This window comes from Sulfitobacter sabulilitoris (assembly GCF_005887615.1).
GTDB lineage: Bacteria > Pseudomonadota > Alphaproteobacteria > Rhodobacterales > Rhodobacteraceae > Sulfitobacter_E > Sulfitobacter_E sabulilitoris.
This window is the reverse complement of sequence record NZ_VANS01000003.1, coordinates 342,333-357,144: the sequence shown is the minus strand read 5'-3', so window position 1 is coordinate 357,144 and position 14,812 is coordinate 342,333. Positions and strand designations below refer to the sequence as shown.

At 65.4% G+C, this 14,812-nt stretch carries 12 protein-coding genes and 1 tRNA gene; 9 read left to right on the top strand and 4 right to left on the bottom strand.

Translation table 11 applies throughout. The features are described from left to right. Positions 1–88: 88 nt before the first annotated feature. The 5 genes from FDT80_RS13910 (at position 89) to FDT80_RS13890 (ending at position 6,077) form a co-directional block, all read left to right on the top strand. Positions 89–1,693: an ABC transporter substrate-binding protein gene (locus FDT80_RS13910; protein WP_138662904.1), complete on the top strand. Its 1,605-nt coding sequence runs from the start codon at positions 89–91 to the stop codon at positions 1,691–1,693. Between the two features lie 15 nt (positions 1,694–1,708). Beyond that, positions 1,709–2,665, top strand: coding sequence for an ABC transporter permease (locus FDT80_RS13905; protein ID WP_138662903.1), 957 nt, complete (start codon positions 1,709–1,711; stop codon positions 2,663–2,665). Further along, positions 2,662–3,477, top strand: coding sequence for an ABC transporter permease (locus FDT80_RS13900; RefSeq protein ID WP_138662902.1), 816 nt, complete (start codon positions 2,662–2,664; stop codon positions 3,475–3,477). Before FDT80_RS13905 ends, FDT80_RS13900 begins: the two co-directional genes overlap by 4 nt. Further along, complete coding sequence (locus tag FDT80_RS13895; protein WP_138662901.1) at positions 3,474–5,111, top strand: ABC transporter ATP-binding protein; 1,638 nt, start codon at positions 3,474–3,476, stop codon at positions 5,109–5,111. The genes FDT80_RS13900 and FDT80_RS13895 overlap by 4 nt, the downstream gene beginning before the upstream one ends. 129 nt (positions 5,112–5,240) lie before the next feature. Further along, entirely contained in the window at positions 5,241–6,077 is an 837-nt protein-coding gene (locus tag FDT80_RS13890; RefSeq protein WP_138662900.1) for an alkaline phosphatase family protein, read from the top strand. Positions 6,078–6,087: 10 nt separating this feature from the next. Here the strand turns inward: FDT80_RS13890 and FDT80_RS13885 are convergent, their stop codons facing one another. The 4 genes from FDT80_RS13885 to FDT80_RS13870 all read right to left on the bottom strand — a co-directional run bounded on the left by FDT80_RS13885 (position 6,088) and on the right by FDT80_RS13870 (position 11,156). Continuing rightward, positions 6,088–7,035 carry an alpha/beta hydrolase fold domain-containing protein gene (locus FDT80_RS13885; protein ID WP_246039957.1) on the bottom strand — a complete coding sequence of 316 codons (948 nt, stop codon included), beginning with the start codon at positions 7,033–7,035 and terminating at the stop codon, positions 6,088–6,090. Then, positions 7,032–8,927 carry an acyl-CoA synthetase gene (locus tag FDT80_RS13880; RefSeq protein ID WP_138662899.1) on the bottom strand — a complete coding sequence of 632 codons (1,896 nt, stop codon included), beginning with the start codon at positions 8,925–8,927 and terminating at the stop codon, positions 7,032–7,034. Before FDT80_RS13880 ends, FDT80_RS13885 begins: the two co-directional genes overlap by 4 nt. A 217-nt stretch (positions 8,928–9,144) precedes the next feature. Beyond that, positions 9,145–10,962, bottom strand: a complete 1,818-nt coding sequence (locus FDT80_RS13875) for an ABC transporter transmembrane domain-containing protein (protein ID WP_138662898.1) — start codon at positions 10,960–10,962, stop codon at positions 9,145–9,147. A gap of 120 nt (positions 10,963–11,082) precedes the next feature. Continuing rightward, positions 11,083–11,156, bottom strand: a tRNA-Gly gene (locus FDT80_RS13870). A gap of 304 nt (positions 11,157–11,460) precedes the next feature. Here FDT80_RS13870 and FDT80_RS13865 point away from each other — a divergent pair. From FDT80_RS13865 to ureC, 4 genes are all read left to right on the top strand, one after another. Beyond that, positions 11,461–12,276, top strand: a complete 816-nt coding sequence (locus tag FDT80_RS13865; RefSeq protein ID WP_342777654.1) for an urease accessory protein UreD — start codon at positions 11,461–11,463, stop codon at positions 12,274–12,276. 4 nt (positions 12,277–12,280) lie between these two features. Then, the gene (locus FDT80_RS13860; RefSeq protein WP_138662896.1) at positions 12,281–12,583 is read left to right on the top strand and encodes an urease subunit gamma; all 303 of its coding nucleotides are present in this window, start codon (positions 12,281–12,283) and stop codon (positions 12,581–12,583) included. 65 nt (positions 12,584–12,648) lie between these two features. Next, positions 12,649–12,954, top strand: a complete 306-nt coding sequence (locus FDT80_RS13855) for an urease subunit beta (RefSeq protein ID WP_138662895.1) — start codon at positions 12,649–12,651, stop codon at positions 12,952–12,954. 140 nt (positions 12,955–13,094) lie between these two features. Next, a complete protein-coding gene (ureC, locus tag FDT80_RS13850; protein ID WP_138662894.1) occupies positions 13,095–14,804 on the top strand; it encodes an urease subunit alpha in 1,710 nt (569 codons plus the stop codon). Positions 14,805–14,812 lie beyond the last annotated feature (8 nt).

Here is a 14,812-nt window from a genome sequence, read left to right as displayed (position 1 = left end):
CTTGCGACACAAGCGGAAATGCGCAAACTTAACTCATCAATCAAGAAAAACTGCGCACCAGACGCATGATTCCAACCGGGAGATACCAATGAACGACCAACTGAACCACCTTAAGGCCCGCGTGACCGCCGGCACGATGACACGCCGCGAATTCGTCGGTCGGGCCGCCGCGCTTGGCGTGACCGCCGCTGTCGCCAACTCGATGCTGGCGCAGCCCGCACGCGCCGCGGCACACGCGGCGCCGGTCAAGGGTGGCACGCTCAAGATCGGCTCCTCGGGCGGTGAAAGCACCAACACGCTCGACCCGGCGCTGACCGCCTCCGAAGTGCCGTTGGACAACCTGCGCCACCTGTACGAGACGCTGGTCGAAGTGGCCCCCGACGGGACGCTGGAAAACCGCATGGCCGAAAGCGTCGAGGCGACGGCGGACGCGAAGACCTGGATGTTCAAGATCCGCAAGGGCGTGGAATTCCACAACGGCAAGACCATGACCCCCGAAGACGTGCTCAAGACCATGCAGCGCCACTCGGACGAGAACAGCCAGTCGGGCGCACTGGGCATCATGCGCGGCATCGAGAGCATGAAGGTCGATGGCGACAATTTCGTGGTGGAGCTGAGCACACCCAACGCCGACCTGCCGTACCTGATGGCCGACTACCACCTGATGATCCAGCCCGACGGCGGCATGGACAACCCCGGCGCTGGCATCGGCACCGGCCCCTATACGCTGGAATTCGACGAGCCGGGCGTGCGCCACGGCTTCAAGCGCAACGAGAACTTCTGGGACGCGGGCAACCGGGGTCACACCGAATTCAACGAGGTGATCGTGCTGAACGACGCCACCGCGCGCACCGCGGCGTTGCAGTCGGGCCAGGTGCACATGATCAACCGCGTCGATCCCAAGATCGCCGACCTGCTGGGCCGCGCGCCCAACATCGAGGTCAAGAGCGTGTCGGGCCGGGGTCACTATGTGTTCATCATGCACATCGACACGGCGCCCTTTGACAACAACGACCTGCGGCTGGCGCTGAAATATGCGATCAACCGTCAGGAAATGGTCGACAAGATCCTGCGCGGCTATGGCAGCATCGGCAACGACATGCCCATCAACGCCAGCTATCCGCTGTTCGACGACAGCATCCCGCAGCGCACCTACGACGTGGAAAAAGCCGCCGAGCACTACAAGAAGTCCGGTCACGACGGCAGCCCGATCATCCTGCGGACCGCCGACGGCGCGTTTCCCGGTGCGGTCGATGCCGCGGCGCTGTTCCAGCAGTCCGCGCAGGCCGCCGGTATCCCGCTCGAGATCAAGCGCGAGCCGAACGACGGTTACTGGTCGGAGGTCTGGAACAAGCAGCCGTTCTGCGCCAGCTACTGGGGCGGGCGTCCGGTGCAGGACCAGATGTATTCCACCGCCTATCTGTCCACCGCGGACTGGAACGACACGCGCTGGAAGCGGCCCGAATTCGACGCGATGCTGCTGGAAGCGCGCGGCGAACTGGACACCGCCAAACGCAAGGAAATCTATTCCCAGATGGGCCGGATGCTGCGCGACGAGGGTGGCCTGATCCTGCCGATGTTCAACGACTTCGTCGATGGCGTCAGCACCGATGTCGGCGGCTGGACCGAAGACCCCAACTCGGAACTGATGAACAACAAGGCACCGATCAAGTGCTGGCTGAAGACCGCATAAGGGTCCTTTAGGTTCATGCACCCCATCCTGATACTGGTTGCCCAGCGCCTTGCGCTGGGCTTCCTGCTGCTTCTTGCCGCGTCGGCGCTGATCTTTGCGGGCACTTCGATCCTGCCCGGCGACGTGGCCCAATCCATTCTCGGTCAATCCGCGACGCCAGAGGCACTGGCCAACCTGCGGCGTGAGCTGGGGCTCAACGATCCTGCGATAACCCGGTATTTCGCCTGGCTGGGCGGCATCGTTCAGGGCGATCTGGGCACGGCGCTGACCAATGGCCGCGACATCGCCGAAAGCCTTGGCGGCCGGCTGAAGAATACGCTTTTCCTTGCCTTCTGGGCCGCGATCATCGCGGTGCCGCTGGCCATTTTCCTCGGGCTTCTGGCCGTCCGCTACAAGGACCGCTGGCCCGACAAGCTGATCTCGGGGGTGACGCTCGCCTCGATCTCGATCCCGGAATTCATGATCGGCTATCTGCTGATGTACTGGATCGCGATCAAGCTGCGCTGGTTCTCATCGGTCGCGATCATCAACGACGACATGAGCCTGCTGCAAAAGCTGGACGCGATCGCGCTGCCGGTCATGGTGCTGGTGCTTGTGGTGCTGGCGCACATGATGCGCATGACGCGGGCCGCGATCCTCAACGTGATGCAATCCTCCTACATCGAAACCGCCGAGTTGAAGGGCCTGTCGGGCCTGACGGTGATCTTTCGCCATGCCTTTCCCAACGCCATCGCACCCATCGTCAACGTTGTGATGCTGAACCTCGCCTACCTGGTGGTCGGCGTCGTCGTGGTCGAGGTCGTCTTTGCCTATCCGGGCATGGGCCAGTACCTCGTCGATCACGTGTCCAAACGCGACGTGCCGGTGGTGCAGGCTTGCGGACTGATCTTTGCGGCCGTCTACATCGGGCTCAATCTGGTGGCGGATATCGTGTCGATCCTTGCCAATCCGCGGCTGAGGCATCCGAAATGAAGAATATCCCAATTGCCGCCCTGATCGGCCTGGTCCTGACGGCCGTGTTTTTCCTGATGGCGATCTTTGCCCCGCTGATCGCGCCCTACGGCATGGCCGAGGTCGTGGGCGACGTGTGGGAGCCGCCCTCGGACGACTACCTGCTGGGCACCGACAGTATCGGGCGCGACCTGCTGAGCCGGATGATCTATGGCGGGCGCACCACCATCTTCATCGCAACCGTGGCCACCGTCATCAGCTTTGTCACCGGGTCCGTGCTGGGCTTTTTCGCCGCCGTGTCGGGCGGATGGATCGACCAGACGCTGTCGCGCTTCGTCGATCTGGTGATGTCGATCCCCTCGCTGATCTTTGCGCTGGTGGTGCTGTCGGTGATGCCCACCACGATCACCATCCTGATCCTGCTTATGGGGCTGCTGGACAGCACGCGGGTCTACCGGCTGGCGCGCGCCGTGGCCGTCGATGTGACCGTGATGGACTATGTCGAGGCGGCCCGCCTGCGCGGCGAAAAGATCGGCTGGATCATCTTTCGCGAAATCCTGCCCAACGCCCTGTCGCCGCTGGTTGCGGAAATGGGCCTTCGGTTCATCTTCATGGTGCTGTTCGTCTCGACCCTGTCGTTCCTTGGCCTTGGCGTGCAACCGCCGCAGGCCGACTGGGGCGGCATTGTGAAAGAGAACAAGGAAGGCATCAACTACGGCATCCAGGCGGCGCTTTACCCCGCCTATGCGATTGCCGCGCTCTGCATCTCGATCAACCTGGTGGCGGATTGGGTGCTGGGGCGCACGACCAGCCTGAAAGGAGGCCGCGGATGAGTGAGCCGTTGCTGAAAGTCAGAGGCCTCAAGATCGGGGCGACCGTGTACCCGCCGGGCGAGCGCCCGCATGACATCGAGATCGTGCATGGCGTCGATTTCGACCTGGAGAAAGGCAAGGTGCTGGGCCTTATCGGGGAATCCGGCGCGGGCAAGTCCACCATCGGGCTGGCCGCGATGGCCTATGGCCGCGGCGGGGTCGAGATCACCGGCGGCGAGGTCTGGGTCAACGGGCGCGACGTGATCTCAACATCGCTGCGCGACAAGCGCCGCCTGCGCGGGGCCGAGGTGACATATGTCAGCCAGTCGGCGGCGGCGTCCTTCAACCCCGCCAAGAAAATCATGGAGCAGGTGACGGAGGCCGCCGTGTTCCAGGGCAAGTTTTCGCGCAGGCAAGCCGAGGAGCGCGCGGTCGATCTGTTTCGCAAGCTGGGCCTGCCCGATCCCGAGACGATCGGAAGCCGCTATCCGCACCAGGTGTCAGGCGGACAGCTGCAACGCTGCATGACGGCGCTGGCGCTGTGCCCGGAGCCCGATCTGGTGGTGTTCGACGAACCCACCACAGCGCTGGACGTGACCACACAGATCGACGTGCTGGCCGCGATCAAGGACGCGATCCGCGACACCGGGGTGGCCGCGCTTTACATCACGCATGACCTGGCTGTCGTAGCACAGGTCAGCGACCACATCATGGTGCTGCAAAGCGGGTCGATGGTGGAATACGGCACGACCGACCAGATCATCAATGCCCCGCAGCAAGAGTACACCAAGGCGCTGGTGTCGGTCCGGTCGATCCGCCACGAGGAGAAAAAGCCGACCGACACGCCGATGCTCAGGGTCGAGACTATCACCGCGCGTTATCGCGGCACCAATTTCGACGTGCTGAGCGATGTGAACGTCGATCTGCACCCCGGCCAGACGCTGGCCATCGTGGGCGAAAGCGGGTCCGGCAAATCGACGCTGGCGCGGGTGATCACCGGGCTCTTGCCGCAATCGGACGGAACGATCACCTTCGACGGGCGGGAGTTGAACCCCGAACTGGCCAAGCGCCCGCTGGACGATCTGCGCGAATTGCAGATGATCTACCAGATGGCCGACACCGCGATGAACCCCCGGCAGACCGTCGGCACCATCATCGGCCGCCCGCTTGAATTCTACTTCGGCCTGAGGGGCCGCGCCAAGCAGGAGCGCATCCAGGAGCTGCTGGACGAGATCGAACTGGGCGACGGGTTCCAGGACCGCTACCCGGCGGAGCTGTCGGGGGGGCAGAAGCAACGTGTGTGCATCGCGCGCGCGCTGGCGGCCAAGCCCAAGCTGATCATCTGCGACGAGGTCACGAGCGCGCTGGATCCGCTGGTGGCGGACGGTATCCTCAAGCTGCTGCTCAACCTGCAGAAGATCGAGGACGTGGCCTATCTTTTCATCACCCACGACATTGCCACGGTGCGCGCCATCGCCGACAGCATCGCGGTGATGTACCAGGGCAAGGTCGTGCGCTATGGCACCAAGTCGCAGGTCCTTTCGCCGCCCTTCGACGCCTATACCGACCTGCTGCTCAGTTCCGTGCCCGAGATGAAACTCGGCTGGCTGGAAGAGGTGATCGAGCACCGCCGCATGGAAAGCGCCGGCAACTAGCCCCTATCAAGGAAAATACCGCCGCCCGCGGCCCGTCAGGCGTTGTCCGGATCGCCCGGAGGGACGGCAGAAAAACTTCAATGCCTCCGGCGGCGGTATTTTTCCCATTTGGAAGACAAAGGACAGGACATGGACCGCAAACTTCTGCTGATCATTCTCGACGGCGTTCCCTGGCGCAACTGGCGGCGGCTGTTCGGCAACCTGGAGGGCTGGGTGGACAGCGGCGACGCGCGGGTCTGGAAGATCCGGTCGGTGCTGCCGTCGATCTCGGCCTCGTGCTATGCCTCGATCCACACAGGGGTCGCGCCGGCGGTGCATGGCTGCACCGGCAACGGCAACGTGTTCCGCCTGAGCCAGCCCGACGTGTTCAGCCAGGTCCGCGCGGGCGGGGGCGTGACGGGGGCGGTCGCGCATTCCTTCTGGTCGGAATTCTTCAACCGGCATCCTTTCGACCTGGTCCGCGATGTCGAATATGACGAGCCCGACAGCGCGACGATCAACCACGGACGGTTTCACACGATGACGGGCTATGGGCTGATCAACCAGATGACGCCGTCCGACGTGGATCTCTTTGCCTCGCTGACCAACCTGTGCCAGCGCTTCGGGCTGAATTACGGGATGCTGCACACCTGCACGTTGGACAGCATGGGGCACCGGTTTTTCCATGATTGCCAGGAAATGGACCATGCCTGCGCGGTGATGGACGAAATGCTTGCCCCCTTCATCCCGAAATGGCTGGCGGCGGGTTACGAGGTGATCGTGACGGCGGATCATGGTCAAGACGAACGCGGCCATCACGGCGGGCGCAGCCCCCTGCAACAGGAGGCTGCGCTTTACTATTTCGGACCGGCGGAAGGGCCGGGGCAGGACGATGTGATCGACCAGCTGCAATTGGCACCCACCATCCTCGGACGCCTTGGGGCGCCTGTTCCGGACACGATGAAAGCCGCCGCTTTCCTGCGATAGGCCGCGGCGATCAGCCCGGCAGCGCGGGCCAGTCGCCGCGCCCCAGCGCCGCGATCGCGGCAACGATCCGGTCGAAGCTGTCGCGCGCCCGGGCAGACATCACCCGCGCCCGCAGGTAGCCGTGCACCAGGCCCGGCTCCTCGAGCCAGGCCGCCTGCCCGCCCGCGGCACGCAGCGCATCGCGGTACGCCTGCCCGTCGCTGGACAGCGGGTCGCATTGTGCGGTGATCACGACGCTGGGCGGAAGGCCGGTGAAATCGGCATCGTGCAGCGGGGCAAAGCGCGGATCGCCATCGGGCGCATCCTTGCTGCCCGCGCGGATCGCCTTGTAAAAGCCAAGATCGGCCACCGTCAGTTGCGGGGCCTGTGCGTGGGTGATGCAGCTGCCGCGCGTGTCATCGCCGCCCAGGCCGGGATAGATCAGCATCTGTCCGGCGATCCGCCCCGGCATGTCGCGCCGCGCGCGATGCGCCACCGCCGCCGCGAGGTTGCCGCCCGCGCTGTCGCCCGCCAGCACGATCCGGTCGCGCCAATGGGTCGCAATTGCCGCGGCAGCCGCCCAGGCATCGTTGAAACAGGCCGGAAAGACATGCTCGGGCGCCAAAGCGTAATCGACGGCCACCACGCGGTAGCCGGTCGCGGCGCAGATTTCGGCGCAGACATCGTCGTGGCTGTCGAGGCCCCCGACGACAAACCCACCGCCGTGGAAATAGATCACCGTCACGTCGCTGGCGCCACCGCTCTCGTAGCGGCGGCAGGGCACGCCGCCGTGGTCCTCGTCGCGGGTCCGAACGCCCGCCGGGCGTTCTTGCCGGAACGCCGCGCACATGGCGTCGTAGACGTCGCGTTGTGCAGCGATCGACAGGCCCACGGCGTCCGGCGGATAATAGCGTTCCGACCGGGCGACATAGGCCTGCATTTCGTCATCCAGTAGCCGTGTGTAGTCGGCCGGTATCACTCCGCCGCGATAGCCTGGCTGGCGATTTCCCAGGGTCGCACGAAATCGCCCAACACGGTGCCCACCTGATCCTGGCTGTCGCCGTTCAATTCGACCTGCGCCACCAGTCCGCGTTTCTTGTCGTCGATCACCGACACCACGCGCGCGGCCAGCCCGGCCTCCTCCAGCGTCGCGTTATAGACGCGGGTGATGGCATGCTTGCGCAGGTCGGGCTTGAAGATCTTGCCCACGGCGGTCTTGGGCAGCTCGTCCATGATGGTCATGTGCTTGGGCTGGGCCGCGCGTTCCTGAACGTGGCTCTTGCAGAACTCCAGCAGCTCCTCTTCGGTGACGCTCGCCCCTTCGACCAGTTCGACAAAGGCGCAGGGCACCTCGCCCGCGTGGCGGTCCGGCTGGCCGATCGCGCCCGCAAAGGCCACCGCCTCGTGGTGGAGCAGCGCCTCTTCGATCTCGGCGGGGTCGATGTTGTGACCGCCGCGAATGATCAGGTCCTTGGCGCGGCCGGTGATCCACAGATAACCGTCCTCATCCACCCGGCCCAGATCCCCTGTGCGCAGGTAGTCGCCGTAGTAGAGATCCTTGTTCTTCTCCGCCTCGGTATAGGTGTGCCCGACATAGACGCCGGGGTTCGAGATACAGATCTCGCCGACCTCGTCCACGTCCGCCTCGACCGGGCCGTCGTTGGTGGCCTTGTAGATCTTGACCGACGTATGCGGGAACGGAATGCCGATGCTGCCCACCTTCTTGACGCCATCGGTCGGGTTGCACGACACGAGGCAGGTCGCCTCGGTCAGGCCGTAGCCTTCGACCAGCGTGACGCCGGTGGCTTTCTCGAACCGCCGGAACAGTTCGAGCGGCAGCGGAGCGGAGCCGGAAAAGGCGGTCTTGACCGTGCTGACATCGGCATCGATGGGCCGCTGCATCTTGGCCGAGATCGCCGTGGGCACCGTGATGATGAAGGTGATCTTCCAGCGCTCCACCAGCTTCCAGAAATTGTCGAACACGCCCTCGCCGCGATAGCCCTGCGGCGTGGGAAACACCACATGCGCGCCCGAGGTCACGGCGGCCATCAGGATCACGTGGCACGCAAAGACATGGAACAGTGGCAGCGGGCACATGATGTTGTCGTCTTCGGTATAGAGCAGCCGATGACCGATCCAGCCGTTGTAGACCATTCCGGAATACTTGTGCTGCGCCACCTTGGGCATGCCGGTGGTGCCGCCGGTATGGAAATAGAAGGCGACGCGGTCTTCCTGCGGATCGTCGAACCCCAGCTTGGTGGCGTGCTTGGCGATCTCGGTGTTGAAATCCAAGTACTTGGCATGGTTCTGCACGGCGCGCTTGGGGCGCACCAGCGGCACGATCCACGACTTCGGCGGCGTCAGGTAGCGCAGCAGATCCACCTCCAGAACGGTCTCCACGTTGGGGGCAAGCTTGACCGCCTCGGCAGTCTTGTCGGCCACGTCCGTCTTGGGAAACGGGCGCAGGGTGACGACGACCTTGGCCTTGGTCTCGCGCAGGATGGATCCGATCTGCTCGGCCTCCAGCAACGGGTTGATCGGGTTCACGATCCCCGCCACGGCGCCGCCCAGCAGGGTGAGGACCGTCTCGTTGCAGTTGGGCAGGACATAGGCCACCACGTCCTGCGGCCCGACGCCCAGACTGCGCAGCATGTTGGCCGTCTGCGTGACCTTGCCGTGCAACTGCTTCCAGCTCAGCGTCTCGGCCTTGTCCTTGGGGCCGGAAAACAACTGGTAGCTGATCGCGTTGTGACCGGGAAACTTCGTCGCGGTGCCCGTCAGCAGACTGTAGAGCGTCTTGGGAACGTCACGCTCCTCCCACGGCATCTCCGCTTCGATTGCATTGCGGTCATCCATACCGGCAAAGGTCATGTGTCGTCCTCCCAAACGCCCGCTTCTGGGGCCTGTTTTTCCCTTGGCAGGCAGGATGCGGCGGATTGGCGCGCAGCGCAAGATGCACGATCGGCAGCACGGGCTTCCGACGCTGCGTCAGAGCCGATGACGCAGCGGCAGCCAAAGCGCGTTGCCGCCATGCTTTTTCTGGTTCGAAATACCTCGGGATCCGGGGCAGCGCCCCGGCGGCCGGTCGCTATTCGGCGGCCAGGCCATCCGTGAACTGCAACCGCGCCAGACGCGCATAAAGCCCGCCTTCGGCGACCAGCTGGTCATGCGGCCCGGTGGCGACGATGCGGCCTTGGTCCAGAACCACGATCCGGTCCGCCTTTTTCACGGTGGCCAGCCGATGCGCCACGATCAGCGTCGTGCGTTCCGCGCTCAATCTGTCCACCGCCGCCTGCACCGCGCGTTCGCTTTCCGCATCCAGCGCGCTGGTCGCCTCGTCCAGCAGCAACACGGGCGCATTGCGCAGGATCGCGCGGGCGATCGCGATACGCTGCTTTTGCCCGCCCGACAGCATCACGCCGCGTTCGCCCAGGTAGCTGTCATAGCCATCGGGCAGCGCCGCGATGAACTCATGCGCCGCCGCCGCGCGCGCGGCCTGCTCGATTTCGGCCAGCGTGGCGTCGGGGCGGCCAAAGCCGATGTTGTCGCGCGCGCTGGCGGCAAAGATCACCGGGTCCTGCGGGACCAGCGCCACCGCGCGGCGGAACGCATCGCGGTGCAGATCCGCCAGATCGACACCGTCCAGCGTGATCCGCCCCGAAGCGGGATCGTAGAACCTCAGGATCAACTGGATGATCGTCGTCTTGCCGGCGCCCGAGGGGCCGACAAAGGCCACCGTCTCGCCCGGTTCGATCGTCAGGTCGACGTGATCCAGCGCCTGTACGGCCGGGCGCGAGGGATAGGAAAAACTGACATCCTCGAAACAGATCCGCCCGACGACCGGATCGGGCAAGGCCGCGGCGCGTTCGGTGTCGGGGTCGCGAACGCTGTCGCGGGTCTGCAACAGCTCGACAAGCCGTTCGGTGGCGCCCGCCGCGCGCTGCAATTCGCCCCAGATTTCCGACAGGGCGGCCACGGCGCCGGCGACCATCACCGCGTAGATCACGAATTGCACCAGCGCGCCCGCGCTCATGTCGCCGCCGCGCACGTCGCGTGCCCCGATCCACAGCACGCCGACGATGCCGGTGAACACCAGGAAGATCACGATCACCGTCATCGCGGCGCGCGTGGTGATACGCCGGCGCGCCGCGTCGAACGACAGTTCGGTCACATGGGCGAACTGTGCGCGGCTGGCGGCCTCGTGGGTGAAGGCCTGCACCGTCTGCACCGCGCCAAGGCTTTCAGAGGCATTGCCGGAACTGGCCGCGATCCAGTCTTGGTTTTCACGGCTGATCACCCGCAAACGCCGCCCCAGCACGAGAATCGGCACGACCACCGCGGGCACGATCAGCAGCACCAGCCCGGTCAGCTTGGCCGAGGTCACCAGCATCAACCCCAGCCCTCCAAGAAAGATCAGGACGTTGCGCAACGCGATCGACACCGACGATCCGATCACACTGAGGATCAGGGTGGTGTCCGTGGTGATCCGGCTCAGCACCTCTCCGGTCATGATGGTTTCGTAGAAGGCCGGGCTCATGCCGATCACCCGGTCAAAGACCGCCTTGCGGATGTCGGCCACCACCCGTTCGCCCAGTCGCGTGACCAGCGCATAGCGCAGCCCGGTGCCGATCGCCAGAAGCGCGGCGATGCCCAAGGCGGCGGTAAAATACTGATCCAGGATCGCGGCGTTCTCGGTGCCGAAGTTATCCACCACCCGGCGTACGGCCAGCGGCAGCGCCAGCGAGATGATCGCGGTACTGACCAAGGCCAGGACCGCCGCGGCCATCAGGCGGCGGTACGGCCACATGAACGGCAAAAGCGCCCGCAACGCTCCAATCTGTCTGGAGGATTCGCGGTCTTCGGTGCTGCCCGGTGCGGTGGGCGCTGGCGTCGTGGGCCGGGCCATTCGTGGTCCTTCGATGTCTGGAATGTGTCATGCCGCCCCGCGCGGCGAGGGTCAAGCGTTGCATTGCCGCACAGGCCGGCGGCGTGATGTCACCGGGGATAGGAAACGGGGCGGAATGCCTGGAGCGGGCGGCGGGAATCGAACCCGCATCATCAGCTTGGAAGGCTGAGGTCTTACCATTACACAACGCCCGCTCGACGGATTGGTGATTATGGCATGGCGGATTTCGGGTCAAGCTCGAAGATCGCCTCCCCCCCCCTGCAAGCGGACAAGGCCGCGCGGCCGCAGGCCAGCCCGTATCGCCGGCCCCGCCCCGGCGCGTCGACGCCCCCCTAGGCTTGCGCGACCGCCCGGGCCTGCGCTGCCGCCCAAAAATTGTGCAACCGGCAGGCATTGCACCGTCCGGGGGCGGCTCCGATCTGGTCAGGCGGGATCAGACGTGGAACGATCACAGCGACAGATTTCCCTGCTGCGAAAGCGATCCGCACCGCGATGCTGATGACCCGGCCTACCCCGTTGGACCAACCCCGCGCCATTGGCCGCGCGCGAGTGTCGAGCAAGCTGCACGGCGGCGCGTCCCGTCTGGACGGGCTGCACCAGGCGGGGGCGCTGAGGCTCTTGTTCCCGCGCGCGGCGGACCGGGTGGAGGCCACGGTGATCAATACCGCGGGCGGGATCACCGGCGGCGATCGCTTTCGGATCGACGCGACCGCGGGGCCGGGCAGTGTCCTGAGCCTGAGCACGCAGGCCGCCGAGCGCGTGTACCGCGCGCAACCGGGGCAGACTGGGCATCTGACCACGACGCTGCGGGTCGGTGCGGACGCCTGCCTGCATTGGCTGCCGCAGGAAACCATCCTGTATGACGGGTCGGCGCTGTCGCGGCGATTGCGGGTCGAATTGCACACCACGGCGCGGCTGGTCATGGTGGAGCCGGTGGTGTTCGGGCGGCTGGCGATGGGCGAAACCCTGGCCGATCTGCGCTTTGACGACCGGATCGCGGTGTCGCGCGCCGGGCGCGAGGTTTACCGCGATGGCATCCGCCTTCGGGGCGATGCGAGTGCTGAGCTTGATCGTCCGGCGGTTGCGCATGGCGCGCGGGCGATGGCAAGCCTGGTCTATGCCGCGCCGGACGCGGGCGCGCATGTCGGCGCGCTGCGTGACCTGATCGGCGACCGGGGCGGTGTCAGCCTGCTGGAGGAAGCGCTTGTGGTTCTGCGCCTTCTGGCGCGCGACGCGTTCGACCTGCGCGCCGCGCTGCTCCCCGTGCTGGACCGTCTGACCGCCCATCGCCTGCCCCGCTGCTGGAGACTTTGACGTCATGCAACTGACCCCCCGTGAAAAAGACAAGCTGCTGGTGTCGATGGCCGCGGACGTGGCGCGCCGCAGGCTGGCGCGCGGCGTGAAGCTCAACCATCCCGAGGCGATCGCGCTGATCACCGACGCGGTTGTCGAAGGTGCGCGCGACGGGCGCAGCGTGGCCGAAATGATGGAGGCGGGCGCACAGGTGATCCGCCGCGATCAGTGCATGGAGGGCGTGGCGGAGATGATCCGCGACGTGCAGGTGGAGGCGACCTTTCCCGATGGAACGAAACTGGTGACGGTGCATGACCCGATCCGGTAGCGCCGGGGGCGGTCCGGTCGTTTTCTTGAGTATTTTTGACCCAAAGAAGACAGGAGCCACGCGCGATGATCCCCGGTGAGGTAATTGTGGCTGAGGGTGACATCATCCTGAACGAGGGCAGACAGGCGGTCACGCTGATGGTCGCCAACACCGGCGACCGGCCCGTGCAGGTCGGGTCGCATTATCATTTCGGCGAGGCGAACGCGGCGCTCGATTTCGATCGCGCGGCGGCGCGGGGGATGCGGCTTGATATTGCGGCGGGCACGGCGGTGCGGTTCGAGCCGGGCCAGCGCCGCGAGGTGCAGCTTATTGCGCTTGGCGGGGCGCGGCGCGTGTTCGGCTTCAACCAGCAGGTCATGGGGGATCTGTGATGGTGCGCGTGGCTGTCGCCCGGACATTTAGACTGCGGAACGGGGGCGGACAACCGGTTCGGCGTCGGATGACGAGAGCGGCGCGGCAGATGCGATGCCGCCGCCGGGACATGCAGTTTTGATCGCGTAGGAGCTAGACCATGGCCGCCCGAATATCCCGCCCAGACTATGCCGCCATGTTCGGCCCGACCACCGGCGACCGCGTGCGGTTGGCCGATACCGATTTGATCATCGAGGTGGAACGCGACATGACCGTATATGGTGAGGAAGTGAAGTTCGGCGGCGGCAAGGTGATCCGCGACGGCATGGGCCAGGCCCAGGTCACCCGCGCCGAGGGGGCGGTCGATACGGTCATCACCAACGCGCTCATTGTCGATCACAGCGGTATCTACAAGGCGGATGTGGGCCTGCGATCGGGGCGGATCCACAAGATCGGCAAAGCGGGCAACCCCGACACGCAGCCCGGCGTGGACATCATCATAGGCCCCGGCACCGAGGCCATCGCCGGGGAGGGCCGCATCCTGACCGCCGGCGGGTTCGACAGTCACATCCACTTCATCTGTCCGCAGCAGGTGGAAGACGCGCTGCATTCGGGCGTCACGACCATGCTGGGCGGCGGCACGGGACCGGCGCATGGCACGCTGGCCACCACCTGCACGCCCGGCCCCTGGCATATCGCGCGCATGATGCAGGCGGTCGACGGGTTGCCGATGAACATCGGCCTGTCGGGCAAGGGCAATGCGTCGCAGCCCGGCGCGCTGATCGAGATGGTGCATGGCGGGGCCTGTGCGCTCAAGCTGCACGAGGATTGGGGCACCACGCCCGGTGCCATCGATTGCTGCCTGTCGGTGGCCGACGACATGGACGTGCAGGTGATGATCCACACCGATACGCTCAATGAATCCGGTTTTGTCGAGACTACGGTCGCCGCCATGAAGGGCCGCACGATCCATGCCTTTCATACCGAAGGCGCCGGCGGCGGTCACGCGCCCGACATCATCCGGATCTGCGGCGAGGCGCATGTGATCCCCTCCTCGACGAACCCGACGCGGCCCTTCACGGTCAATACGCTCGAGGAGCATCTCGACATGCTGATGGTCTGCCATCACCTCGACAAATCCATACCCGAGGACGTGGCCTTTGCCGAAAGCCGGATCCGGCGCGAGACCATCGCCGCCGAGGATATCCTGCATGACATGGGCGCGTTTTCGATCATCGCCAGCGACAGCCAGGCGATGGGCCGCGTGGGCGAGGTTCTGATCCGGACGTGGCAGACCGCCGACAAGATGCGCAAGCAGCGCGGGCGATTGCCCGACGAGACCGGCGAGAACGACAATTTCCGCGTGCGCCGGTACATCGCGAAATACACCATCAACCCTGCCATCGCACATGGCATGAGCCGCGAGATCGGCAGTGTCGAGGAAGGCAAGCGCGCCGATCTTGTGCTTTGGACCCCGGCGTTTTTCGGCGTGAAGCCCGACATGGTTCTGATGGCCGGCATGATCGTCTGTGCGCAGATGGGCGACCCCAACGCATCGATCCCGACGCCGCAGCCGGTGTATTCGCGCCCGATGTTCGGGGCGATGGGGCGCGCGGTCGAACGGTCGGCCGTCACCTTTGTCAGTGCGGCGGCGGAGGCCAACGGCATCCGCGGGCAGTTGGGACTGGCCAAGGATGTGGTGGCCGTGCAGGGCACGCGCGGCATCGGCAAACGCGATCTCGTGCTGAACGACGCGCTGCCGCGGATCGAGGTTGACCCGGAAACCTACGAAGTGCGCGCCGACGGTGAATTGCTGACCTGCCAACCCGCCGACGTGCTGCCGATGGCGCAGCGGTATTTCCTGTTTTGAGGGTGGCT

Excerpts from the sequence above, each read along its gene's own strand:
- FDT80_RS13910 (WP_138662904.1), top strand. The coding sequence starts at position 89 with ATGAACGACCAACTGAACCACCTTAAGGCCCGCGTGACCGCCGGCACG.
- FDT80_RS13905 (WP_138662903.1), top strand. The coding sequence starts at position 1,709 with ATGCACCCCATCCTGATACTGGTTGCCCAGCGCCTTGCGCTGGGCTTC.
- FDT80_RS13900 (WP_138662902.1), top strand. The coding sequence starts at position 2,662 with ATGAAGAATATCCCAATTGCCGCCCTGATCGGCCTGGTCCTGACGGCC.
- FDT80_RS13895 (WP_138662901.1), top strand. The coding sequence starts at position 3,474 with ATGAGTGAGCCGTTGCTGAAAGTCAGAGGCCTCAAGATCGGGGCGACC.
- FDT80_RS13890 (WP_138662900.1), top strand. The coding sequence starts at position 5,241 with ATGGACCGCAAACTTCTGCTGATCATTCTCGACGGCGTTCCCTGGCGC.
- FDT80_RS13880 (WP_138662899.1), bottom strand. The coding sequence starts at position 8,927 with ATGACCTTTGCCGGTATGGATGACCGCAATGCAATCGAAGCGGAGATG.
- FDT80_RS13875 (WP_138662898.1), bottom strand. The coding sequence starts at position 10,962 with ATGGCCCGGCCCACGACGCCAGCGCCCACCGCACCGGGCAGCACCGAA.
- FDT80_RS13865 (WP_342777654.1), top strand. The coding sequence starts at position 11,461 with ATGACCCGGCCTACCCCGTTGGACCAACCCCGCGCCATTGGCCGCGCG.
- FDT80_RS13860 (WP_138662896.1), top strand. The coding sequence starts at position 12,281 with ATGCAACTGACCCCCCGTGAAAAAGACAAGCTGCTGGTGTCGATGGCC.
- FDT80_RS13855 (WP_138662895.1), top strand. The coding sequence starts at position 12,649 with ATGATCCCCGGTGAGGTAATTGTGGCTGAGGGTGACATCATCCTGAAC.
- ureC (WP_138662894.1), top strand. The coding sequence starts at position 13,095 with ATGGCCGCCCGAATATCCCGCCCAGACTATGCCGCCATGTTCGGCCCG.